This is a genomic window from Arachidicoccus terrestris (assembly GCF_020042345.1).
GTDB classification, from domain to species: domain Bacteria; phylum Bacteroidota; class Bacteroidia; order Chitinophagales; family Chitinophagaceae; genus Arachidicoccus; species Arachidicoccus terrestris.
Genome location: NZ_CP083387.1, coordinates 1330505 through 1356207, shown reverse-complemented (window position 1 = coordinate 1356207; position 25703 = coordinate 1330505). Strand labels below are relative to the sequence as shown.

Genomic DNA, 25703 nt, shown 5'->3' with positions numbered 1-25703 from the left:
TTAATAAGATGCAAAATCCACGTTTAGCCGCTGTTTACGCAAAAAGCCTGGCAGATCTGGCCGAAGAAAAAGGTCAGTTTGAGCAGGTGTATCAGGATATGGAATATCTGAAGGCACTTTGTGCTGCCAGCCGTGATCTGGTACTTTTACTGAAAAGCCCTGTTGTATATGCTGATAAAAAGCAAGGTATTCTGACGGCTATTACAAAAGGCAATATCAATGACTTGACGGCAGCATTTAATACACTGTTGATCAGAAAGGGTAGAGAAGGTTATTTACCTGAGATCGCGGTTGCCTTTATTCATTTATATAACGAGCGCAACTCTATTCATCAGGTAAAAGTGACGACTGCAGAACCTTTAAGTGAAGCGCTGAGAAAACGTATTGAAGAGAAGCTGAAAAAGGATGCAGGTTTCGAACATATAAAAATGGACACCGAAGTCAATCAGGATATCATCGGCGGGTTTATATTGGAATATAATAATAATCTGATCGATGCGAGTATACTCCGTGACCTGCAGGATGTCAAGAGACAGTTTCAGCGTAACGACTATATTCAGGATATTCGATAAGCAATCTTTTTAAAACTAAAAATCAAAAATCCTTTTTCGTTTTCAAACGAAAGACAAATTCTAAATAATATGGCAGAGATTAAACCAGATGAAATATCGGCGATATTAAGACAACAATTGAGCAACTTCAATAGCGCTGCTGAATTGGAAGAAGTGGGTACCGTACTGGAAGTAGGTGACGGTATTGCACGTGTCTATGGTCTTAATAATGTCCGTTCAGGTGAACTGGTCGAATTTGAGACCGGTACCAAGGCCATCGCCCTGAACCTGGAAGAAGACAATGTTGGTGTGGTACTTATGGGTAAGAGTACAGGTATAAAAGAAGGTGCAAAAGTGCGCCGCACAGGTAGCATTGCCTCGATCAAAGCAGGTGAGGGTCTTGTCGGACGTGTTATCAACATGCTCGGCGAACCTATCGATGGAAAAGGTCCTATCACAGGTGATCTTTATGAGATGCCTCTGGAAAGAAAAGCCCCTGGCGTGATCTTTCGCGAGCCGGTTAAAGAACCACTGCAGACGGGTATCAAAGCAATTGATGCGATGATCCCTATCGGACGTGGACAAAGAGAATTGGTGATCGGCGACCGTCAGACTGGTAAAACAGCCATTTGTATTGATACGATCATCAATCAGAAAGAATTCTACGAAGCAGGCAAACCTGTTTATTGTATATACGTTGCAATCGGACAGAAAGCTTCTACGATAGCCGGTGTCATGAAAACGCTGGAAGATAATGGTGCTATGGCTTACACGACTATTGTTGCGGCTTCTGCATCAGATCCGGCTCCTCAGCAGTTCTATGCGCCGTTTGCCGGCGCGGCGATCGGTGAGTACTTCCGTGATACAGGTCGTCCTGCCCTGATCGTATACGATGATTTGTCTAAACAGGCCGTGGCCTATCGTGAAGTGTCTTTGCTACTTCGCCGCCCTCCGGGACGTGAAGCTTATCCGGGTGATGTGTTCTATCTGCATAGCCGTCTGTTGGAAAGAGCTGCGAAAGTAATCGGCAATCAGGACGTTGTTAAGAATATGAACGACTTGCCTGATTCGATCAAACATTTGGTGAAAGGTGGTGGATCTTTGACAGCCTTACCTATCATTGAGACACAGGCTGGTGACGTGTCTGCTTATATTCCTACAAACGTAATCTCCATCACGGATGGACAGATCTTCCTGGAAGGTAATCTGTTTAACGCTGGTATCCGTCCGGCTATCAACGTAGGTATTTCTGTTAGCCGTGTGGGTGGTAGTGCCCAGATCAAATCCATGAAAAAAGTGTCCGGTACTTTGAAATTGGATCAGGCGCTTTACCGTGAAATGGAGGCTTTCTCTAAATTCGGTGGTGACCTGGATGCTGCTACTAAACTGGTATTGGATAAAGGTGCACGTAACGTAGAAATCCTGAAACAACCTCAGTTCTCTCCATTATCCGTAGATAAACAGGTTGCTATCATCTACCTGGGTTCTCAGGGCCTGTTGCGTGATATTGCTGTTAAGAATGTAAAAGCTTTCGAAACACAGTTCTTCCTGGAAATGGAAAATAAATTACCTGAAGTGTTAGCTGAATTCAAGAAGGGTAACTTACCTGAAGACGGTGTACAGAAAATGGTAGAGCTGGTGAAAGGCTTAGCTCCGCAATTCAAATAAGAATAGGGTAATCTAGCCATTAGATTATACATAAATGGATCTTTTAACGGGCAATCCGGTCTGAATAAGGCTTAGGGATTGCCCGTTTTGTTTTTGGTCAGGACGCATTCAAGGCCATGCGATGGGTCAAAAGAGAATCCCTCAGAGTTACAAGATAGATGAGTGATGGAATTATCTACAGAAAAGGGAAGAGAACAATTGCCATGACTCATCTACGTTCAAAAATGGCAAATTCCCCGCCATGTTTTGCCATTTTTATAGTGCCAAGTGGATTGATCATTTTTTACAGACATTGTTTTACTGTATCACCTTATGTGTCGGGCTGCAGAATTAATATTGCTTGTCCGCTGCCTGGCAAAATATTAAATCAGTTTTATCTGATTTTTATTTGCCGATAACTTCGTAAGTGCTACAAATTTTGCACGGTTAACCTCATGGACCGGGCATCGCCTGTATGCCACCTTCCGGCGATCAAAATTAGTGATATCGCATACCACTGCTTCGTACATATATACCGGTAAAAGCAGGCTGTAATGGTGTCTGCTATATATATAATAAAAATAAATTACATTAAAAAATTAGTATCAGCTACTATTTATTGCAGATAAATGTACCGATAGATTTTATTGCCGGGAATCCAGGCGCCCACGATGGGAGAAGCCTATGCAAATTTTGCTTTTTAATATGTTATACATATATAACTATCCTCCATTTTAACAAAATAAAGGATAGTTTTAAGGATATGTAAAAACTAACATTAATTTGGTTCGGATTTTTAGGAATTTTTAGAGTTTTAAAAACTTGCGCAAACGTTTGATTATGCTGTTTATCAGTTATTTGTGATTTTTATTGAAATATTCGACTTTTTTTTAAAGAATAAACAACTTTCTTTGTTTAACATTTGTTAGGCGAAATCATAGATATATCTGTTAACGTTTGGCAAGTGCCTAAAATTAGTAAAAACTGCTTTTTTTACTGATAATGGGGCATCAATGGACAGTTAAGTCAAACACAAACCAAAAGGCTAATGCCGAAACTTATATAACCATTCTGAAAATTTTCATTATTCAATGTTCTTAAACATATGTCAATAAAAATATATACATCAATAATGAACGGGAGAAATCATAAGCTGCTGATAGTGCTTATGACATTTGTTTGTCAGGTACAACTCTTTGGTCAGGACTCGACACACCGATCAAAAGCACTTGATTTGTTCAATAATACAAAGGACTCTGCTTCAGGTAACGTGGATTCTTTGATGAAATTGACCAATCAGACAAGAATCATCAATGAACTTTCAGGCTCTAATCCTTATCGGGCGAAAGTTGATACCAATATTATTAATCGCTTGGATTATGTTTCTATTCAGCAGATGGTTAAAGGGAATGCTGCCGGCGTATATGTCGCCGAACCCAACGGCGAGCCCGGATCTGAGCAGTATATGTTTATCCATGGACTGAAGGGGCCTATGTTGTCAAAGAAAGATCTGTATGCCCAGCAGCCGGTTGTTTTTGTCAATGGAGTGGCTCTCATACAAAACAGCATAATGCCTCTTGATATACAAGCGACAGATTTCAATATGGTAGGACCTGCGACCAATCTTTTAACGACAGTTGATCCCAATAGTATTGAAAGCATTGAAATACTTAAAGATCCTGCAACCCTGGCGAAGTTAGGGCCTCTGGCCACTAATGGGGCTATCTGGGTAACCACAAAAAAAGCGCAGTCAGGAGAGAAACACATCGCGATAGACGCTTATTTTGGAATGATTCAGTCCCCGAAAGTGACACCAGTAAATGCGGCTTACGAAAATCAGTTCAGGCAGACTTTTTATAACAAGTATGCCACGGCAGCGGATCTGATCAATTACCCGGTGTATTTGAAGGACTCTACTGATCAGGAGTACTATGGAACGGCCGACTGGACGGATCTCTATTTTAAGAATAAGCCTTTTTATGCCGTGAATATGAGTCTCACAGGCGGTTCCCCGAGAGCTAATTTCCGGTTCCAGGTCAATAATACCAAAAGTGTTTCAGGGCAAGATGGAGCCGGGCTCAACAAGTATGGTCTGTCGTTTTTTATCAACATGTCGCCCCTGACCTGGCTGACGGTATCCAGCATGATTAATGCGAACCGTTTGGAAAGAGACAGAAACAGAAATATCAGGGACAGGCTCGCTGAAGTTCGCTATATCCCTGATCTCAGTAACCCATTACCGCCCAGCAGCAATGTGTATGGAAAGTATCTGCATGATTTTGACGAAGCGATTGATGATAACAAAGTAAACAGCATCCAGGGCTATTTTTCTGTGGGAGCAAAACTCTCTGGCTTTTCTCTGTTGTCGAAGCTGTCTGTTGATTACAATGAATCCCAGCGGGATGCATTCTGGCCAACAGAGCTGCTTAGTGGTAATAATTTTGTTTCCTATTATTTTGGCTATAATCAAAGGTTACTGCTGTCTAATACAGCTTCTTATGAATTTAAGCTGAATGAAGACCATAAAATAGATCTGGAAGCCGGACAGTCTTATCAGGCTGATATCAACCGTTATGACTATGCATTCGGTTATAATACTCCCAATAACTTTATAAAGTTCAGAACGACCAAGATCAATGATGGTGGCGATTACGTGCCTATATTCAACATGCAATATTTTCCGTTTTTTGGTAAGTTAAATCAGAGAGTGACCTCCTTTTACGGACAGGTAAACTATAGCTATAAAGACTACCTGACATTGACAGGTGTTGTAAGAAGAGATGGTTCTTCCAATGTACAACCGGATAGTCGCTGGATCACCAGTCCCGTCGTCAATCTGTCCTGGGATGTATTAAGCAGCCTGTTGAAAAAATCTACTGCCTTGAGTAATCTTGAAGTACGGGCATCATATGGAAGTTTCGGAGCTCTGTATAATACAGATATCTATAGCAAAGGTCCCAGGTACGTAACAGATGCAAGCTGGCCCGCGGATCCTGCCATTGGTTCTTATGTTGGCATCGCCGCCGCCTCCAGGCCGTATACGACGGGTTGGGCGGGTTATGGTATTGGCTGGCAGAAATCGGATAAAATGAATCTTGGACTGGATTTTGGTTTTGCCGATGATCACATTCAGCTCTCTGTCGATCTTTATAATGAAGATAATAAGAATCTGATAATCCCGGTCCCTGTACCTAAGGAGCTAGGCTATACTGCGGCCTATAAAAATGGCATGGTGGTCAATAACAAAGGCGTGGATGTCAGTTTAATGGGGCGGATTTTTGCACCGGAAAATCCGGATCGGTTTTCCTGGACGACGAACTTTAATCTAGGGCTCAATAAGAACAAGTTAACGGCGCTCCCCGATGGACTTCAGTCCATCATAATAGGAAACAGAAAACTGGAGATCGGCCAGCCTGTCGATGCCTTCTGGGTGTATGAGAACCAGGGCATATATGAAGATGTTGCTTCGATTCCCGTTAATAGTAAGACTGGAGTGAGGCAGTCATTCAATGGACTCTTATTGAATGCAGGTGATCCAAGATGGGCAGATCTGAATGGGGATTATGATATTAATGAAGATGATAAAGTATTTAAGGGGCACGCAATGCCGACTGTCACCGGTGGTTTTGGTAATAATTTCACCTACAATGGCTTTAACCTGAGTTTTCAATTCTATTTTGCCCTGGGGCAAAAACTACTCAACCAACAAATCGCAAACAGATTTGACTTTATTAATACGGAAGGTAGCCGGGATCTTTCTACGGTCAAGGAAATTACCTACTGGCAAAAAACTTTCGAACCCAGCGACTATCCCGTATATAATCCCTGGAGTAATGTTGTTCCCTACCAGATTGATCAGGATTTATTTCTGGAGAATGCTTCTTTTTTAAAGCTGCGGTCACTCACGATTGGATATGATATGATGCACGGCGACAGGAATAATCCTGACAGGATCTTCAGGAGTGCGCAGTTATATGTTTCCGCTACTAATTTATTCACGATCAGTTCATTTAAACATGGTGATCCCGAACTAGTGGACTACCAGGGATACTACAGGGGCTATAATCAGCTGTTGCCTAAAACATACACGATCGGCCTGCGCCTGGATCTTTAATTAATTGATAATCGAGATAATATTATATACAATGAGATTTAGTAAGACCTTATTATGCGCCCTGTTGTTACTGTTTGTACTTGGCGCTTGTAATAAAAAGCTGGATGTCGATACCAACGCCATGGCGAATGAAAACACGCAATGGAAAACGATGGATGATACAAGGAGCAACCTGATCGGGGTATATGCTCTTTTCCGGGCAGCTTTGGCGAATAATAATGATTATTGGCTCTGGGGAGAGTTGCGTCATGGAGATTTTGTGTCCACTACCCGCGCCGATTTAAAAGCCGTTATTGACGGCGACCTGAATGCCTCCTATAAAACCCTTGATGATATGAAGGACTGGCGCCGCTTTTATGCAGTCATTAATGCCGCTAACCTTTTTATAGAAAGATCTGGAGAAGCACTGGTTGATCCACGTTATACAACACTGAATCACGATGTGGATGTGGCACAGGTACGTTCGCTCAGGGCATGGGCTTATTTTATGATGGTGCGTATCTGGGGCGATGTTCCGTTTATTACGAATTCTTATGACGGAAGCTTTCCGGCAATTGGAAAGTCCAGCCAGGGGAAGGTACTTTCTTTTTGTGAACAGGAGCTATTAGCAGCAGCGCAGGTTTTGCCATTCCAGTACGGTGTACTGGATGACCCGATCTTACCAGGTTTGTATTACACCTATGGATTATCCCGCTTTGAGAATACGTTGATTTCAAGAACAGCCGCCTATGCTTTATTGGCGCATGTGGCTGCCTGGCAAGGACATTATGCGGACGTAGACGTGTATGCGAAGTTTGTTATTGATAATTACAGTAATTCACACCTTTACTATCTGACCACAAGTGACTTGACTGACCCCGATGGTGTCTTTTATGCCAGGGGAAACTATAATCAGTTATTGGGATTCAATTTTGTATATGGTCATGGGGAGACCGGTACCAGTGGTGTCGGCCATATTGAGTCCTGGACACTGGCAGCTCCTTTAATTACCAAACCCAAACCGGATATGTATGTTCCGGTGGATGTAATCAATGCGGCTTTTACAGACCGGGGTGATCAGCGCTTTGGTATTGACACCGTTAACGGACTTCCCAGAACAGCTTACTTTACTAACTACAATGCTGAGATTCCCATTTTTTCAAAAATAAAGGTTTTAGGAGATGGGGGCACCGACGGGGAGTTCGCTATTTACAGCTCTGCGATTATTTTTTCCAGACTCGAAGAGATCACCCTTTTGAAAGCGGAGGCAGACGCTGTTTTAGGGAAGTCAATCGGTGTAGATGGGGCGATTACACTACTGGATATTATTCGCACCAAACGGGGTGAGTCGCCTTATGAGGCTACTGTGGACGGGCCCCTGATTGATGCCATCTTTGCGGAAAGACGAAGGGAATTAATGGGCGAAGGATGGAGATGGTATGACCAGATCCGCTATAATAAGATAACCAGAAAGGATCCTGAAATGACCAAGTTGATAGATGAAGGCGGAATCTATTGGCCGATAGCGGCCTCCGTTTTGTCTGCTAATGAGAAATTGACGCAGAACGCATATTGGAACGTTGTAAAATAATTAAGTCAGTTATAAAATGATGGGTACAATGAAAAGTTTATTTAAGAATAAAATAAAAGCTGGTGGCGGCATATGGTTAATGGCAGGCCTACTGCTGTTCGCTATAGGCTGTTCTAAAAGCCACGAAGGAGCCTATTATGACTATCAGAATCGCAATGCAGTATATGAGGGAAGCACATATGCTTTCTTAAAGAGCCAGGGAGGGCTATATGATTCCCTGGTATATGTGATTGACAGGGTTCCTAATCTTAAGGACACGATTGAAAATTTTTCGGTCACCTTGTTTGCGCCCACCAACCAGTGTTTTACCAATGCACTCAAGAACCTAAATGAATTAAGGGGCAGTCAGCATAAGGCACCTCTTAGTTTAAGTGATATTGACCTGGTGGAATTAGACACTTTGCTATGCCGGTATGTGATTAAAGGTGAGTATACGACCGACTCATTATCCAAATTTACGGATGGTGTCGGAGTAGAAAGCCTGCGTTATGATTATGATATGCATCTGCGCTATAACCGGCAGGATGCAAATGGATACCAGAACGGTGGCCCGCAGGAAATTCAGCTCAGCGATCCCAAAAGTTCCATATTTGAAAGGTATTGGGTAACGACCTACACGACTTCTGTCAACATACATACCACTAATGGCATCGTACATCTTCTGTCAGGTGGTCATGAGTTTGGGTTTGGAGAGTTTACAAGGCGGATGAATAAATAGCAATTAAATGTTTAAAAAATATAACTCAAAGGGTAAACTCCCTGAGTCAACTAATAAATTTAATCGGATGAGATTACTATTCAGAGTACCATTGGCCTTGTTAGCCTTCAGCAGCCTGGTATTGAATTCATGTGACAAACTTTTGCCGGATGAAAGGGCTTCTGTGGCCACCAATTCAAGTTTTACACAGGATGTTTACTCTCCCGTTCTTGGCCGGGCGACGCTCTTCAATACTTTTAATGTCGGCAACTCGACACAGCCGCTTAATTTTAAAATTATTAATCCGCGCAGCTATTCAGGAGAGGCAGCCCCCGAGTTGACTGATGTGTTTCCTGTTAAAGTCTGGAAAGAAGCCTATACAGGAAAGGAAACATCACTGAAGGAGATTAGTGAAAAAAGAGGCGTGGAGAATCACCGGCTTTTTGAGATCAGGGAACATTCGGGGCAGTTTGTAATGTGGCCTGAGGCCAAGTCCACTTTTATTCACGCACAGCCTGACTCCGGTTATATTTTTGATGTAGAGATGACGAATTCCGGCGGAAGGCGCTACTTCCGTAATATGCGGCTGAAGCCTTTCAGGGAGATCCCTTTTGAACCGAGCATACAGGATCCGATCACCGGACAGACAACCTCTGTCGGCATTTATCCCACCTTCGTTCAGAATATTTACGGAGAGCATACCCGGCAGTTTGTATATCAGATCGGCGTTATTTTTCATAAAGTCGGCAATGGAAATTCACTGAGTTTTCAGTTTTTAGACACGCTTCAGAATCCGATCAACCCCAAAAAATTTAATCTCACGGACTGGAAGAACCTGGTGCATGGCTTTGACATGAAAATGAGTGATACGGCTGTTACCTATCAGGTGGCTTATCCGATTCCACTGACGAATTTAAAAACCCGCTATACAACTACTGATGGTCTGAAAGCACATACTGTTTTTAGTTACGACAGGCTAGGTTTTGGCGGTAAGAGAATGATTGCCAACCTGGGGCTTGATTTCGCTATTTATGAGCCGGGCGACTGGCAGATCAAATTTTGGTTTATCAATGATAACCCCAATTTTGAGGATGAATAAATTTTCCGTCGTAGAAATCTCTGAAATTATATTGCTTTTTTAATATACAAAAGTTTAGCTATGAGGCATGTGATTGCTATTTTATTAATATTTACAATGTGCTTTGGCATTCAGCCTTCATTTGGGCAGACAAAGGCCAGCTGTTCGGGGACGGTGATTGATAAAGTGACAAATAATCCGATGGTTGGTGTGTCTATCTTAATAAAGAAGACCCGCAAAGTGGTGGGCAGGACTGATGAGCATGGGAAGTTTACAGTAGAGGTTCCCGATGGTACAGAGCTGGAATTTACCTTCGTAAATTATGTCAATGCGACGGCGATTGCGAATTCCAAAAATGAAATGGAAGTCGCCATGACGACAAAAGATGACAGTGATTTACAAGATGTTGCGGTGGTCGGGTTTAGAAAGGTATCCCGGGATGCCAATACCGGTTCATCGATTGTGATTTCGGGGAAAGACCTGCAGGATGTCCCTGCAGCAAGTGTTGCCGATCTTTTGCAGGGTAAGGTGGCAGGTTTGAATATACAGAATAATAACGGATCTCCCGGGGCGAGAGGTGCCATGTTTGTTCGCGGACTTTCCAATATCTCTGTATCCGGTTCAGGAGCGAATGGTTATCTGACTCCCACTTCTCCTTTGTTTGTGATTGATGGCGTACCCGTTGATATGAATAGTGAGTATCAGTATGGGTTTAATCAAGGAGGCCCCGGCATCAGCCCTCTTTCTTTGATTCCTGTGGAAGATATCGAGAAAGTTGAAGTATTAAAAGACGCTGCCGCCACGGCGCTTTGGGGATCCAGGGGGGCTTATGGTGTAATACTGGTGACAACAAAAAGGGGGAATTCTGAAATCCCCATTGTGGAGTATCAGGGAAAAGTGTTTTACAGCGATATTCCGAGACTCAGAGATGTTATTGGCGGCAGGGAAGAACGGATGTTGCGTATCCGCCAGCTACTGGCCTACGACACATCGTATGCGGATGCACTTTTACAGATTAACTCCCATCCGTATTTGTCTGACAGCCTGAATCCATATTACAATAATTCCACCAACTGGCAGGCCGTTTTTTACAAGCCGACCTATAATCACACCCATAATATCAACATTAGAGGGGGAAGCCAGAAATTTAATTATAAAGTGAATATGGGTGTTTTTGATCAGAAAGGGATTATAGAGAATACTGGCCTGACCAGATACAGCCTGAATATGAACACCCGGTACCAACCATCGGAAAAATTCATTTTGACGGCTGCCATTAATTCCGGGCTGGCTCAGAAGCGTAATGGCAGTGGGAATGGATTGGTGCAGGAAGGTGTGGCGGACGGCACGAACGCTTCTTCGCTGCTGCCAGCGCCTTCTCAATATTCAGCCAATAATGAAGCACTCGCGAGTATTTCAGTACGGGATGACAATAAAACGATTCAGGTACAGCCCAGCATTGATATTCAGTGGATGCCTGTTGAAGGCATCCAAATATTGAGCAGTTCGAATTATAATTTCAATTCCTCCATAAGCGATAATTTTAAGCCGTCCATTATTAATAAAGGTAATGGTTTGACCACTTCTTATCACAGCCGTACTTACTCACTGTATAACAGAAACTCACTGAACTATATCAAGACGATAGATAAGGACGGAGAGGCTGCGCATAACTTCAACATTTTTGTATTTGACGAAATAACGATGGATTCTTACAGGGCTGATCAGTCTATGTTGTCCGGATCAGCAAATGACTATCTGACAGGGCCTAACGGATATAACTGGTATGCCAGTGTGGCCGGGACATTTGATAATGCAAAGGATAGCCGCACTTTTGCCTACGGGGGAGCTTTTAGCTATAATTATAAACTCCGGTATGTCGTTGATTTTCAGTATCGCGCTTCCGGAACTTCTACCAATGGGCCTAATTCAGGTTTTATGAAAAGTCCGACCATCAGTGCACGCTGGAATATGCAAAATGAAGAGTGGACCAAGAGCTGGCACTGGATGAATGAAAGCTCCTTTAGATTCAGCTACGGTACAACGCTCGTTCCGACAGGTGATATATTTAGCGTCTATGGAAAGTTTGCACCGGGGACCAACTATAACGGACAGCAGACTATTGTCTCCGATTTTGAGTATGCGCCTAATGTCAACTTTAAATCGTATACCAATACGTCTTTTGATGTGGGATATGAGGGGACGTTCTTCAACAACCGGCTTAGCGTCATGTATGATTTTTACTATAATACCAAGGATAATCAGCCGTTCGACAACGCACTGGCCAATACGACCGGCTATCAGAAACTGGTGACCAACGATGTTTCTACTGTAAGCTATGGTAATGAGTTGACCCTGTCATTCAGGTCTGCTCCGAGTAGCGATGAAAAAAGCCTGAGCTGGAATATTTCAGCAAATGTCGGCATTAACCATGATGTCCTGACCAGGCTTCCGGATAACATGCGACAGTTGATTAAGCCAGATGCGGCTACTAAATATCCTTTGCTGTATAGAATCGGTAATACCCCTTTGCAGACCATGGTGTATAATACAGTTGGCGTCTACCCGACTGCCAGTGCAGTGATTGTCGACCCGTTGACCGGCCGCCCGGTTCAGGTCGGATTGGGAAGTGATGTTTATCTGACCGGGGGATCTCCCATCTGGACAGACCTGAACGGAGACTATATTATTGATGATAATGATTTGGTTGTTTTGGGTAATCCTTTGCCTAAACTGACAGGCGGCATCAACTTTTATATTAAGTATAAGCAGTGGACATTGAATTCGAGTATTTCTGCCACACTATTCAGAGATGTGATCAATACAGCCCTGGCAGGAAAGTTTGAACATTTTAAAGATCCCTTGTTTACCGGAAGCAATAGCAATCTTTCTAACAATGGCGTGCTGGTACCGATTGACGGATATAATTATTGGAAGGTAGATGGCGATAATGCAGATTTTCCAAATCCTTTTGACTATCTGAATGCCCCGCTCATGAATCCCTATCGTCACAATCAGACACTCTTTTTTGAAGACGGATCTTACTGGAAGTTGAATAATGTTACGTTGTCCTATATGATCGACAAAGGGTGGAGTAAACGTTTTGGAATTACTTCTGCAAGGGTCTATTTTACCGGGGCGAATCTTTTGATTATTTCTCCGTACTCCGGCAGCAGTCCTGAGAACGTAACGAGTCTGGGCTTTGATAACCCTAATGGTTATCCTAACCCGAAAAACTATGTTTTAGGTATAGATATTCAGTTTTAGTGATTTGTATAATAAAGTTATAAACAGGACGGTTAATAAAAATTGAGACTATGAAATTGACAAGTAAAATTCTGGTAATGGCTATGGTAGGGGCAAGTATATCACTGGGAACAGGCTGTAAGAAGTTCCTTAACGTAGATCCGATCAGTGCGCTATCCGGAAATAGTTTTTGGAAAACCGACGCCGATTTTGATAATTATATGGCAGGAATTTATAACCAGTTCAGAACGTATACAATGATGGATTGGGGCGGTACTTATACGCAGTTTTTTCCCGCAATCGGTGACTTCCGCTGTGCACCGTTTATTGGCGTAAATAATTCAAATCGCGCCTATATCAACCAGTTTGCAGTGAACGATCTGAAGAGTGCCATTAATAATACGACCTACTGGAAGGGCACTTATGCCAAGATTACGGACTGGTCCCGTTTTTTTGAAATTATTTCCTCTTGCAATATTCTTATCGATGAGATTGATAAGTCTGACGGCGTTCTTTCTGAGAAGAATGCGGCGCAGTATAAGGGAGAGGCGGTCTTTATGAGGAACCTGTGTTATTTCTATATGGCTCGCCTGTATGGAGATATACCCTATTACACCGAACCTTTCAAAGTAGAAGCGACACCCAGGGAAGATATGGTAACTGTACTGAAAAAGTGTCTTGTCGATATGGGTGCTGCCGCCAATGGCCTCCCCTGGACCTACGATGATCCGTCCAAAAGAGGGGTAAGGGCAATGAAGGGATCGGCCTTGGATCTTATGATGGAAATAAACATGTGGTGTGCCGGGTTTGATTTGGACCATCAACAGGATTATTGGGAAGCAACCGATTCACTGGGCAATGTTTTACTCACAGAAAATGGAGGCTCTTATGAATTATTGCCGATGGACCGTTTTCATGAAGTATTTGAAGGGAATTCAAAAGAAGGTTTGTTTGAGATTGCGCAGAGCTTGAATAAAGGTGAAGTTTTTGGTTTGTTCTCTACATTCACCGATAATATGTTACACTATCCGCATAAGCAAAACGGAAGCTCGCAGAGCTATCTTCGGGTCGATCGCAGGTATCTGGATATCCTGTTTCCGCCGGGAAAACCTGATCTGCGCTGGACGCTGTTGTTTACTGACCGGGATAATGACAATTTTGGTATGGAGTATTTGAAATTCAGCAATATTTATGCGGAGGAAGGTGAAGACGTGAACCCGGACGACAACCAGATCATTTTCAGACTTCCTGATGCGATTCTGTTAAGAGCAGAAGCGTGCGCGAATCTGGGTAAGACTGCTGAAGCGATCAGGCTTCTGGATATCGTCCGGGGCAGAGCCGGTGCGACGCCTTACACGGAGGGAGAAACGCCGAACCATGATTTATCTGACGCCATATTTTATGAAAGGTGGAAAGAGCTCTTTGGAGAAGGGTACTATTTCTTTGACATGGTCAGGACGAGAAGGATTTTGGATGGCAAGATTTGTCCGCATCCGATTTCGGCAGAGGCTTTTTCAAGAGGAGCATGGACCTGGCCGATCAGTGAAAAGGCTCTGGAGAAGAATCCGGGAATGCGGTTAAATGATTATTGGCGTTAATAATGTTTTGCTTTTGAAAACAGGCCTTTGTGTTGAAGCGTTTCATTTTAAAAATTGTAAAGATGTATAATAGGAAGTTATTTGGAAGTTTAATGACATTGGTCGCCCTTGTGTTGATTGGCGGTGCCTGTCACAAGGATGATTATTTTAAGGATACCGGTCTGCACAAAGCCGATTATAAAGGGACCGTTATGGAGTATCTTGAACAGAATCCATATCATATGTTCGACACGCTGTGCAAGGTAATCCGGTTAGCCGGTATGGAGCAGGTATTCCAAAATGATTCGATCACTTTTTTCGCGCCAGCTGATACCTGCATCCTGTCAAGTATCCAGCTGCTGAATGAACAGTTAAAGCTCGACGGTAAGGATACGGTAACACAGATATCTCAGATTCCGGCGGCTGTCTGGAAAAAAGAGCTGTCACAATATATATTTAAAGGCGTCCACAGGCTAAAAGATTACCCCCAGTTAGATCCTCTGGCCATGCAGGTTTATGGAGGCCAGTATTATTCGTCCTATAGCGGCAAAGTAATGAATATCGGGGTATATTTTAATGATGTGAACGGGGTAAAATATGCGGGATACCGGCAGCTGATGCTGGGTTATTTTTCCGGTGAGACCCCGCCTGACTTTTTGCCCTATATCGTACCTGTAGCCTCATCGGATATACATCCGTATAATGGGATTGTCCATGTGCTGCAGTATACACAGAAGTTTATTTATCAGCAGGGAGATTCAGACGACTATACTGTAACCACCATACCCGTATATTTTGGGTTTGCGCCGTATAGCTTTATCAGTGAGGTACTGGAAGCAGGCATCAATTATTAGGAGTCAGAAAAGAAGAAAGTAAGATCTAAATTATAAGACGTACTTATTAAAAAGGTTGAAATAATGAATAAACTAGCGCTGAAATATTTTTTGGTATCAAGCTGCCTGATGGTAGGCTTATCGATCGGTGGGTGCAGTAAAAAAACTGAACTTGGCAGTGGGCCCTATTTTGATGCGCCACAGACGGCTGTCCAGTTTTATGGTAAAAAGCCGAATCCTCAGGACGGCAGGGCAGGAGATAAGGTTACCTTTGAAGTTGTCGGTCTGGACAAATTGAAGGATTTTAAATTTTTTATTAACCAGATACCGGCAGAAGTGGTGGCTGTTACAGACAGCCTGGCTACTGTTGTGATACCGGAAGGGACATCTTCCGGCCCGGCATCAGTACTTACTGTTGACGGGCAGTATTTCTATGGCCCGATTTTAAAAATAGATGGCCGGGTATCGATCGACCGAACGTTTAAAATAGGGAATGGTGCGAATGGTCCCATTTTTACGGCTTATTATAATGGTGCCGGAAATGGCATGTTCCTTTTAGGAGGTGCATTTAGTGATTTTAATAATGCCAGTGCCAGCAGTCCTGTTAACAGTATTGTCAAAATTGCCGGTGACGGGACTGTACAGGAATACAGCGCCGGCAAGGGCGCATTTGGCGGTACTGTCTCTACGATTCTCAGCCTGAACTCGAAATATTATATCGGAGGGGTACTTTCGGGCTATGGTGCACACAGAGTGGAAGGCCTTACAAGACTGAATGACGACTGTTCTATAGATACTATGGTCGTAGACCTGGTGAACCCCAATGGCGAAAAAAATCCGGAAGCCGATACAGCCAGGGTGCCTGCTTTAAATGCTTATTTAACCGGAAGTGTTTCAAGATTGTTCGAAAGCAAAGATCAGGGAATCATAGCGATAGGCAACTTCGTGAGCTACTACAGCTATTTTTATGAAGGGTCGCAGAAGGATAACTATTATGTTGATCAGACAGAGATGTATAATTTCATCCGGTTGGATGCAGATGGCAAGCTGGACTCTTCCTATAATTTTGATGAGACAATTCAAAAGGGAAGGTGGAAGCTGAATGGGGGTATCGCAGACGCGATACAGTTGCCAGACGGTAAAATTATTTTTGTCGGCTCATTTACGCGCTTTGACGGCGCGCCGGCGGCCAGAATTTGTGCCCTGACAGATGAGGGTGGACTGGATCCCGACTTTGCTGCAAATATTGGTCAGGGTGCCGATGGCGACATTCAGAAAATTACCTACAATAAGCAGACGGGCAAGATTTTAGTGTCTGGTGATTTTACACAGTTTGATGGACATAAAGCAAACGGTATCGCCATGCTGAATGCAGATGGAACTTATGACGATAGCTTTGCATTAGGCGCCCTGTCTGGAGGGCGTCCGAGTTTTGCCGGCCAGTTAAATGATGGAAAGATTATTGTTTCGGGTACATTCAACAAGTATAATGATATCGTGCGTCAGGGTTTCATGATTTTAAATCAGGATGGAACACTGGCGGCCGGTTATAATAACACCGGCAGTTTCGCGGGTGAGATCTATGGCATGGTTGAAATCAATCCGCATTCGGTGGTACTGTATGGCTATTTCACTTTGTTTGACAATGTGAAAGTAGGGAATATCGTAAAAATTGCTTTTGATTAAAATAATAAAGGTTAACAGTGATGATGATACTGAAAAATACACAGCAGTTGAAAGTAATGGCAAGCAGGTTTTTGCTTCTTGCATTTGTTGTCGGGGTCTTTTCCTGTAACAAGACAGTTGAAAACAGTCTGCAGGACAGCTATCCTCCTGATGGCAGCGGTTCAGCCTTTAAGCAGAGGAAGGTGCTGTATTTGATTCTTGATGGTGCCGAAGGCAAACAAATAGACACGCTCGCGCCGGCTAATATTACTGCTCTTCTGAAAACATCCGTGTATACATGGATAGGGATCAGCGGGTCCAATAACCGGGATACGGTATTGCCGGGTGCCTGGACGTCCATGATGACGGGTGTGAATACCGATAAGTCAAAGGTGGGCGCCGGATTTGATACGGCGGACCTGGAGACTTATCCTTCCATTGTGAGCCGGTTAAAGAAGCTTGAACCGGATTTGCGTACTGTGGGCTATGCCGCCTCTCCCTTATTTGACAGCCATTTGTTAACGGGCGCAACTAAACACAAATTGTCAACAGGCGACGACGGTGCTGTTGCGGCCAATGTCATTAGCACGTTGAAAGATGATTCTGCGAGTCTGGTTATCGGTCAGTTTCATAGCATTGCCGTTGCAGGTGATCAGTTCGGGTATAGGTTTGACGTGGCTGAGTATGCGGCTGCCGTTGAGAAGGTAGATGGTTATATCGGGGAAATTATGGCAGCACTTAAGGCGAGGCCCAATTATGCCAATGAAGACTGGCTGGTGATTCTGGCCTCTAATGAGAATGGTTCGGTTGACAAGAATAATAACGGCGATAGTACTTCTGCATATAATGATACACGCCGGAACAATTTTATTATTTACAACAACCCAAGATTCGTTGACGAAAATATCGGCAGGGACGGAACCCCTTCTACCAAGGGACTCTCAGCTTACCGTGATTCTTCTTTGCTGTTTACAGGTATTGGCTCAACCGGTGTAAACGTGAAAGTAGATGATCCAAAAAGGGTATATGATTTTAAACAGGGTGATAGTATTACGATCGCTTTTAAAGTAAAATTCCTGGATTATGAACTTTCCGGTGGTGGCTATTTTCTGAACCTGGTGGGTTCACAAACCGGCTGGTATTCTAATGGGAATGGGTGGGGATTCTGGCGGACAGGCTCAGGTTTTTTATTATATATTTCTGACTCCAAAACCTATTATAATGTCGATATGACGGTACAGATTAAGGATAATAACTGGCACACCCTTGCGGCGACGCTTGCCTGGCCGAAAGGAAGTGATAAAGTGCATATAAATCTATATTATGACGGCCTGATTGATATCAGTGAGCGTGTTGTGACGCTTAGCAGCAATTTGACATCTGGCAGGGCGCTGACTTTTGGACATGGGAGCACCGCCAGTGTAACGAAGTATACAGATTTTTATCTGACAGATTTCAGGTATTGGAAAACATTGTTACCGTACGATATAATCACTCAGTATAACTGTAAAACGGATATCTCTACTTCAAGCCCCTATTATCCCTACCTGGCTGCTAATTATAAAATGAACGACGGAAATAACAGCACGACCGTTAAAGATTATTCTGTGAATCAGCAGGATGGGGTGATTCAGGATCCAAGTGGCCTCGCGACATGGAAGTCCTTTAATGAAGTAAGTAATAATGTATGTCCTTCGCCCGACAAGAATTTCTACAAAGCGACGCCTAATGGGCTGGATATTCCTTTACAGATTTATCAGTGGCTGGGTATCGTTATTAATCCGTCCTGGGGACTTGACGGGCAATATTGGTCCAATGGGTATAATGATGTTCAGTTGCCCGATAATTATTAACTGTGATTGAAATTTAGATTTGAACTGGCCGGTTTGCAATATGCATGAGCGGCCAACCCAACAATAAAATATTTTCGGATGAAAAAAATACATGCTTTATTAGGTCTTCTGACGGTGGCAAGTATGCTGGTCGTTTCGGGCTGTAAGAAGTACGGATTTGACATAAAGGACGGATACGGCCTTGATACGTTGAAAGAGCATATTACGGTGGATACTTCCGGCAGCAGGCCAGATTTCAGTATGCTGTCTAAGGCCCGGATTTTTCCTGGTTTGGTAGACGCGGCAGAGCCAAGGATAAAGGACTACCCGGTTACTTTAAACCTTAATTATCTGAATGAAGCCTACAATCGTTTGCGGATCAGTGTCATCCCGCAACCTATATTTGGTACGGGAATGTATGCAGCGCCCGGAGAGCCTGTTATTATCGATGTGCCTGCCGGTGTAAAGGGATTGGTCTGCCTGATCGGGATGTGGACGGACGATCTTAGCGGCACCAAGGATAGGAGAAGGGAGCCGATCATTTATAGTGAGAAAATGCTGTTCCCCGGCAGAAATTATGTCCGCAATTTATTCGGAGGAAATATTTATGTTGTAACGAACTTTCCGATAAAGCAGCCCGTCACATTGAATTTCACCGGGGCGTGTAAGAGCCCGGACTTTGTGTTGGGCAAAACAGATGCAGCTACCTGGAAGAAAGATATCATGGACAGTAAAGTGCCGTGGTTTGAGTTTGCTTCCGGTCATGTGGCCTTTACCTTACCCCGCCAGAAAATGGTGGATTATATTATGAGACACCCGGATGTTGATCCGATTGCCGAATTGAAGGCATGGGATGAGATCATTGAAAAAGATTATAACGAATGGGAAGGCCTGTCTGATACCGCCTCCGACCAAAGGGATAAGCCTATTAATCTGCCCTGGAGAATTGTCTTGGATATCCAGCCTGTGGTAGGCTATGGGCATAGCGGTTTCCCTGTTGTGGCACAAGATGATAATGAATGGTTTAGTGCAGCGATGCTTGCAACAGACACTGTATCTATCTGGGGGACGCTTCATGAAATTGGTCATAATAATCAACAGGGACAATACTGGAGTTGGAGTACACTGGGGGAAACGACAAATAACCTGTTTTCAATCAAGCGCGCTCACCGAATCGGTATTAAAAATATCAGCGCCTTACATCCCGCATTACCAGGCGCTGTACGCGACGGCCTGGCATACACATCCCAGCCGAATGAAGGGAAAAAGTTTGATACTGATCCATTGGTGAATAGTCCCTTCACACGCATGGTGCCCTTTATGCAGTTATTTGATAAAATCAAGCGCTGGGACGGCAAACAGGACGGATATGGGCTGATGCCTTATTTATATTGGAGGACACGGCATGCCCAGCGTTATTCTTTGACAGATCTCGCAAAACATGATTTTCTATATGAGGCCGTCTGTGAATATACGCATCTTGATTATTATAAATTTTTCCAGGCTTGGGGGATAGCCCTCTCTGCGCAGTCCAGGTCCGCCATGGGCGACCAGTTCCCTGACAAAGTCCCGACAGATATATGGAACTACAATCCACTGACAAAAAGCGGAGGTGATAACGTAGTCGATTATACCGTGCCGAGGACGGACTGGTTGGTTGAATTTGATTCTCAGGAAACCGAAGGCGAAGATGGAGCGGCCATCAATGTACTGGATGGAAATGTCAATACCTTCTGGCATTCTCAGTGGTATCAGGCGCAACCTCCTTATCCGCATTATTTATTAATCGACATGACAGAGAAGAAACAAAATCTTCATGGGATTTACCTGACGATGAGGCAGAATAGTTCCGGAACCCGTCCATCGCATGTAGAAGTGTGGCTGGGACCGGACAAAGACCATCTGACGAAGTATACAGAATCAGACCTAGCCTCACAAAATGAACAGCAGGCCATCAATTTCAGTTCACCTCAGAGTTTTCAGGTCTTTAAACTGGTGTTCACCAAAGGGCAAACAGATGCATCCCAGTTTGCATCCATGGCTGAGGTAAATGTATTTTAGAAGGTATTGAGTAAATGGTTAGATGTTGTTCCTCTATTGTATCGAACAATTTATTAAAGAACTCGGAAAATCGTAATATTATGGCAATGATGAGAAAATTAGGATTTTGCATGCTGGTTGTTACAATCCTGGGCAGTGCCTGTAAGAAATATGCAGATCCGCCGCCTTATTTTGAGGCGTATGGCGAGGATAGTGTTGTTAATCAACGTAAAGTGCTGATCATTAATATTAATGGATTAAGTGGCCCCCAATTGAAAGCCGCTAAATTGTCCAACCTTGAAAAGTTGATGGAGACAGGTAAGTATTCATTTGCACAATTAAAAAACGTGAATAGTACGGATGCTGCGGTTTGGACAAGCCTTTTGACAGGCGTCGGGTTCGGCAAGCACCAGATTTATGACAGCAGCTTTCAATATATTCCAACCGGAGATGTCAGTGAGGGGGAAGGATCGCCAACACCTTATGTGCCAAATGTACTTAATTATGTCTTGCAGACGAAACCGGGATATAAAACGGCTCTTGTTTCTCCCTGGCGCAATCTGGTAAACACCGTCCAAATTGCAGACTATCCTTACCTGGTAAATAATGACGCGGCTGTAAAGGACTCTGCGGTTTCTCTATTACGGCTAACAACAATGGGCGTTATGTTTTTAGATTTTAATAGCGTTGACCTCGCCGGGCATGCAGGTAAGTATGACTTAAGTGATGCAGGATTTAAGGCGGCCGTAGACAAAGTTGACAGCTATGTGGGTGAGGTTGTAAAAGCACTCCAAAATCGTGAGAACATTGCGGCAGAAGACTGGCTGATTATGGTAACCTCTGCACGGGGCGGTAGTGCAGAGAATCCGCAATTGGGATTTGTTATTGCCTCCAATGCTAAACTGAAAAAGGAAGAACTCAAGAAAGTGGGCTTCAATACCATTCATTTTAAGGGATCAGGGACTGCGGGAGCTATTGCACATATACCGGATGATAAGGGACTATATAATTTTGGTGCAGATAAAGACTTTACAGTCCAGGTCCAGGTAAATATCCCCAGCAGTAGAAACTATCCTGGTTTTTTGGGTAAAAATACACCGTTGGATGGTAGTAAATTAACCGGATGGTTTTTAATGCTGGAAAATGATCATTATAATGTTGAATTTGGAGGTACGGCCAATGGCGGTAGCGGCAAGAACCAGATTGCAGTCAATACGCCGATTGTGAATGGCAAATGGCATACGATTACCTTTAGTGTAAAAATGGAAGATGGAAAACGTACGGCGTATGTATATACAGATGGTGTATTTGCGACCTCTAAGGATATCACAGGCAACAAAAGCCTGAATACGGATGCGCCGCTTGCCATTGGAAATGTATCTGATCCTGGCTCCGGAGGTGCTGATTTTCATGCAGCGGACCTGGAGATCTTTGATATTGCACTGGATGCAGAGACGATCGCTAATAACATTGCGTTGAAAGATATCACCAAACATCCAGAGTATGCCCACCTGATCGGTTACTGGCCCATTGACGAGGGGGGAGGAGGTCTGGTGACTAACAGAGCGCCAAAAGGATATGATATGATGATGACCGGGAATTTTCAATGGGACGGACTGGGAACTGATGTGCCGGTGTCGATGGTCCCTGACACAAACACGGGTATTTCAGTGGTTCCGGTAACTGAAGATATTGTAGCGAATATGTTTTATTGGTTAAAGGTAGAACCGAACAGTGACTGGGGGTTACAGGGGTCTCATTGGCTCGATAAGTTTGAAAGAGAGATCTACCAACAATAAATAATTAAAATGGGGTTTTATGTACTGGGCTCCGCTGTCTAAAGATAGTTGGAGCCTTTTTTGTATTATTGGCAAATGGGTACACATTTAGGCGGCGCATTAAACTTTTAGAGTGACTATCACTCCAAATGGCTAAAAACTTATCAACATTAACAAAATTCTTGTACGGGTCTTGTTATTTTAGCGAAAATATTAATAATAATAAATATGAGTGTTTTATTGCAGATTGTAGCAGATACCACCGTTCAGGCCGCTCAAACCGGCCAGCAGGCCATGGAGAAGATCTCGCTTTGGGGATTGCTGGGTAAGGGTGGGGTGCTGATGTACCCTTTGTATTTGCTCTTAATACTGGCTATTTTCATGTTCTTTGAACGTTTTTTGGCTATTCGCAAGGCATCCCGGATAGATGCCAATTTTATGCGGGTTATTCGCGATAATATTCTTTCGGGGAACGTACAAGCTGCCAGAAACCTGGCCCGTACAACAGACAGCCCGGTAGCCCGGATCATTGATAAAGGTCTTAAAAGAGTGGGTAAGCCTATCGACGTCATTGAAAAAAGCATGGAAAGTGTCGGTAGATTGGAACTTTATAATATGGAGAAAAACCTCAATATCCTGTCGCTTATCGCCGGTATTGCACCCATGTTCGGATTCCTGGGTACCATTGTGGGTATGATTGAACTCTTTTTTGAGATTAATAGTACGGGAAATTTTGAATTAAGCGTAATCGCAGGAGGTATTTATATTAAAATGATTACTTCCGGTACAGGTCTGGTGATTGGTCTTATTGCCTACATCATGCATAACTACCTCACGACACAGGTAGACAAGACGGCCAATAAGATGGAAATAGCCAGTACAGAATTCATTGATATATTACAGGAACCGACAAGATAAAAGGTTGTTGTTCGCCTAAAGCACTAAGTAAAAATGAATATAAGAAGAAGATTTAAAGAGCGCCCCGAAGTTTATACCGGCTCACTGAATGATATATTGTTTATCCTTTTGCTGTTCTTTTTGATCGTATCCACGCTGGCCAACCCTAATGTGATCAAGGTGAACAACCCCAAAGGTCAAAAAGATACTAAAGTGAAGCAAAATATTGTGGTTTCCATCGATAAGGATCAGCATATATATGTAGGCCAGAATATGGTCGCCGATTACAATCAGCTGGATACCATTCTCATGGCAGCGGTAAATAAACTTCATGCAACGGTTGATACCCCCTCGGTGGTCATAAACGCAGATACCGTTTCCTATTATGGTCAGGTGTTCAGGATTATGCAATCAGCCAAGAAAGCAGGCGCAAGGGTCGTGGCCAATGTAAAATAAGCTCAAATAAGATTATAAAAGCCTCTTTGGATTCAATCAAAGAGGCTTTTTAGTTGATATGCAGCCCCATGTGGTTAACAAACAATCACTTATAATCTTTCGGAATAGTAAAAAATGTCTTATTATTGCAGTGTATTTTGTGTATTAACCTAAAAAATGCCAGGACAAAAAATCAGATTTTGTCCAGAATTTTGTTTAATTTCATACGTAAAATCAAGTAGTACTGAATAGCATCTTCTGTTTACCCTTACTTGACATAAGTTGTTAGAAGTGCTAGAGCCTGTAAGGATTAAGCCGGTTTCGATTTTGATAATTTTAAAGAACCCTTGACTGTGATTAACTCCACATTGATCAATACGCTCATACAAACGGTGCACATGGATGCGGCGGACTCACAGATGATTACCATCTTCGGTGCATTACTGGTCGTGCTTTTTATATTTGCTTTTGCTGTGTCTGGTTCCCAGGTCGCTTTTTTCTCTTTCGGGATTAAGGATATCAACCTGATCAAGACCAAGCCCCAGGCTTCGTATAAACGTATTTTGGATTTACTGGAACATCCGCAGGAATTATTGTATGCTTTACAGATAGCCAGCTGGTTTATCTATCTGGCTATCATTTTCACTTCCAGCTATCTGATTGACCATTTGATTGTGACCAGTATTGGTTTTGCCGGGATATTCCTGATCAAGACGGCTATCATTTTTATACTGATCTTTTTACTGGGAGAGTGCCTTCCCAAATCCTATGCAGCACAGGAAAGTATCAGATTTGCCAAAGACTTTGGCGTATTGACAGAGATCGTCTATTATTTTTTCAGGAGAATCGGCACATGGATGCTCTATTCCTCCAATAAACTGGAAGCGGTGATCTTTAAAAGAGATGCAAGTTCTTATTATAATGTGGAATTAGACAACGCCATTAGTCTGACACACAGAGATGCCTCTGAAGAAGAGAAAAGGATTCTGCAGGGGGTATTAAAGTTCAATAAGGTCACCGTAAAGCAGGTTATGAAAGCCAGGTTAGATATCTGCGGCCTGGATTATGAACTGAACTTTGGCCAGGTAATTCAAAGAATCAAGGATGTCCGCTTTTCCAGATTACCCGTGTATAAGGGAAGTCTGGATCAGATGGTTGGGATGTTACATATAAAAGATGTGTTGCCGCATCTTCACGAAAACGACAATTTTGATTGGCATTCACTAATCAGTAATCTGTATTTTGTTTTTGAGCAAAAGCTCGCCGGTGAGTTATTAGAGGAATTTCAGCAAAAACACCTGCGGTTTGCAGTTGTTGTTGATGAGTTTGGGGGTACCAGTGGTATTGTCACTGTGCAGGATATCCAGGAAGAGATTATAGGAGAAATTAAGGATGAACATGATAATATGGAAACATCCTATAAGAAGATCGACGATTATAATTATGTTTTTGAAGGCCGTACCATGATCAATGATGTATGCCGGGCTATGGGTATTCCTTCCAATACTTTTGATGTTGTAAAGGGTGACAGCGATTCGCTGGCAGGCCTTGTTCTGGAGCTTGCAGGAGAAATTCCCGCCTTGGGAACCATGATCAACTGCGGTGACTTTAACTTTTCGGTCGAAGAAATCAGTAAGAACCGGCTCCAGAAAATCAGAGTCATGATTGATTTGGATGAGTAAATCAGGGCTGATTACCTGCCGGGTACGCTCTAAAAAAAATCTGGTTATACAAAATCAATGA

16 protein-coding genes are annotated in these 25703 nt (G+C 43.2%); all 16 read left to right on the top strand.

Going from position 1 to position 25703, the window contains the following annotated elements; all coding sequences use genetic code 11:
* Positions 1-8 precede the first annotated feature (8 nt).
* The 16 genes from atpH to gldE all read left to right on the top strand — a co-directional run bounded on the left by atpH (position 9) and on the right by gldE (position 25642).
* On the top strand, positions 9-572 hold the full coding sequence (gene atpH / locus K9M52_RS05405; protein WP_224071039.1) for an ATP synthase F1 subunit delta: 564 nt from the start codon (positions 9-11) through the stop codon (positions 570-572).
* A gap of 69 nt (positions 573-641) precedes the next feature.
* Positions 642-2219 (top strand): F0F1 ATP synthase subunit alpha, encoded by a 1578-nt coding sequence (gene atpA / locus K9M52_RS05400; protein ID WP_224071038.1) that lies wholly within the window; start codon positions 642-644, stop codon positions 2217-2219.
* Between the two features lie 1111 nt (positions 2220-3330).
* Positions 3331-6312, top strand: a complete 2982-nt coding sequence (locus tag K9M52_RS05395; protein ID WP_224071037.1) for a SusC/RagA family TonB-linked outer membrane protein — start codon at positions 3331-3333, stop codon at positions 6310-6312.
* 31 nt (positions 6313-6343) lie between these two features.
* Positions 6344-7882, top strand: coding sequence for a RagB/SusD family nutrient uptake outer membrane protein (locus K9M52_RS05390; protein ID WP_224071036.1), 1539 nt, complete (start codon positions 6344-6346; stop codon positions 7880-7882).
* Positions 7883-7910: 28 nt separating this feature from the next.
* Positions 7911-8600, top strand: coding sequence for a fasciclin domain-containing protein (locus K9M52_RS05385; RefSeq protein WP_224071035.1), 690 nt, complete (start codon positions 7911-7913; stop codon positions 8598-8600).
* 67 nt (positions 8601-8667) lie between these two features.
* Entirely contained in the window at positions 8668-9678 is a 1011-nt protein-coding gene (locus tag K9M52_RS05380) for a DUF5007 domain-containing protein (protein WP_224071034.1), read from the top strand.
* Between the two features lie 60 nt (positions 9679-9738).
* Positions 9739-12924: a SusC/RagA family TonB-linked outer membrane protein gene (locus tag K9M52_RS05375; RefSeq protein ID WP_224071033.1), complete on the top strand. Its 3186-nt coding sequence runs from the start codon at positions 9739-9741 to the stop codon at positions 12922-12924.
* Between the two features lie 50 nt (positions 12925-12974).
* The gene (locus K9M52_RS05370) at positions 12975-14501 is read left to right on the top strand and encodes a RagB/SusD family nutrient uptake outer membrane protein (protein WP_224071032.1); all 1527 of its coding nucleotides are present in this window, start codon (positions 12975-12977) and stop codon (positions 14499-14501) included.
* 62 nt (positions 14502-14563) lie between these two features.
* Complete coding sequence (locus tag K9M52_RS05365; RefSeq protein ID WP_224071031.1) at positions 14564-15334, top strand: hypothetical protein; 771 nt, start codon at positions 14564-14566, stop codon at positions 15332-15334.
* Between the two features lie 63 nt (positions 15335-15397).
* Positions 15398-16999 (top strand): DUF5008 domain-containing protein, encoded by a 1602-nt coding sequence (locus tag K9M52_RS05360; protein ID WP_224071030.1) that lies wholly within the window; start codon positions 15398-15400, stop codon positions 16997-16999.
* Positions 17000-17019: 20 nt separating this feature from the next.
* A complete protein-coding gene (locus tag K9M52_RS05355; protein WP_224071029.1) occupies positions 17020-18831 on the top strand; it encodes a LamG-like jellyroll fold domain-containing protein in 1812 nt (603 codons plus the stop codon).
* 78 nt (positions 18832-18909) lie between these two features.
* A complete protein-coding gene (locus K9M52_RS05350; protein ID WP_224071028.1) occupies positions 18910-20871 on the top strand; it encodes a M60 family metallopeptidase in 1962 nt (653 codons plus the stop codon).
* 86 nt (positions 20872-20957) lie between these two features.
* A complete protein-coding gene (locus tag K9M52_RS05345) occupies positions 20958-22649 on the top strand; it encodes a LamG-like jellyroll fold domain-containing protein (RefSeq protein ID WP_224071027.1) in 1692 nt (563 codons plus the stop codon).
* 207 nt (positions 22650-22856) lie between these two features.
* Positions 22857-23546, top strand: a complete 690-nt coding sequence (locus K9M52_RS05340) for a MotA/TolQ/ExbB proton channel family protein (RefSeq protein ID WP_224071026.1) — start codon at positions 22857-22859, stop codon at positions 23544-23546.
* A gap of 33 nt (positions 23547-23579) precedes the next feature.
* The gene (locus K9M52_RS05335) at positions 23580-23981 is read left to right on the top strand and encodes an ExbD/TolR family protein (RefSeq protein ID WP_224071025.1); all 402 of its coding nucleotides are present in this window, start codon (positions 23580-23582) and stop codon (positions 23979-23981) included.
* A gap of 332 nt (positions 23982-24313) precedes the next feature.
* Positions 24314-25642, top strand: a complete 1329-nt coding sequence (gene gldE, locus K9M52_RS05330; RefSeq protein WP_224071024.1) for a gliding motility-associated protein GldE — start codon at positions 24314-24316, stop codon at positions 25640-25642.
* Positions 25643-25703: the final 61 nt, after the last annotated feature.

Bases quoted from the DNA above. Each gene is read 5' to 3' on its own strand.
- K9M52_RS05370 (WP_224071032.1), top strand. From the start codon at position 12,975: ATGAAATTGACAAGTAAAATTCTGGTAATGGCTATGGTAGGGGCAAGT.
- K9M52_RS05385 (WP_224071035.1), top strand. From the start codon at position 7,911: ATGAAAAGTTTATTTAAGAATAAAATAAAAGCTGGTGGCGGCATATGG.
- K9M52_RS05350 (WP_224071028.1), top strand. From the start codon at position 18,910: ATGAAAAAAATACATGCTTTATTAGGTCTTCTGACGGTGGCAAGTATG.
- K9M52_RS05395 (WP_224071037.1), top strand. From the start codon at position 3,331: ATGAACGGGAGAAATCATAAGCTGCTGATAGTGCTTATGACATTTGTT.
- K9M52_RS05380 (WP_224071034.1), top strand. From the start codon at position 8,668: ATGAGATTACTATTCAGAGTACCATTGGCCTTGTTAGCCTTCAGCAGC.
- K9M52_RS05360 (WP_224071030.1), top strand. From the start codon at position 15,398: ATGAATAAACTAGCGCTGAAATATTTTTTGGTATCAAGCTGCCTGATG.
- K9M52_RS05335 (WP_224071025.1), top strand. From the start codon at position 23,580: ATGAATATAAGAAGAAGATTTAAAGAGCGCCCCGAAGTTTATACCGGC.
- K9M52_RS05375 (WP_224071033.1), top strand. From the start codon at position 9,739: ATGAGGCATGTGATTGCTATTTTATTAATATTTACAATGTGCTTTGGC.
- atpA (WP_224071038.1), top strand. From the start codon at position 642: ATGGCAGAGATTAAACCAGATGAAATATCGGCGATATTAAGACAACAA.
- K9M52_RS05365 (WP_224071031.1), top strand. From the start codon at position 14,564: ATGTATAATAGGAAGTTATTTGGAAGTTTAATGACATTGGTCGCCCTT.
- atpH (WP_224071039.1), top strand. From the start codon at position 9: ATGCAAAATCCACGTTTAGCCGCTGTTTACGCAAAAAGCCTGGCAGAT.
- K9M52_RS05390 (WP_224071036.1), top strand. From the start codon at position 6,344: ATGAGATTTAGTAAGACCTTATTATGCGCCCTGTTGTTACTGTTTGTA.
- K9M52_RS05355 (WP_224071029.1), top strand. From the start codon at position 17,020: ATGATGATACTGAAAAATACACAGCAGTTGAAAGTAATGGCAAGCAGG.
- K9M52_RS05345 (WP_224071027.1), top strand. From the start codon at position 20,958: ATGATGAGAAAATTAGGATTTTGCATGCTGGTTGTTACAATCCTGGGC.
- K9M52_RS05340 (WP_224071026.1), top strand. From the start codon at position 22,857: ATGAGTGTTTTATTGCAGATTGTAGCAGATACCACCGTTCAGGCCGCT.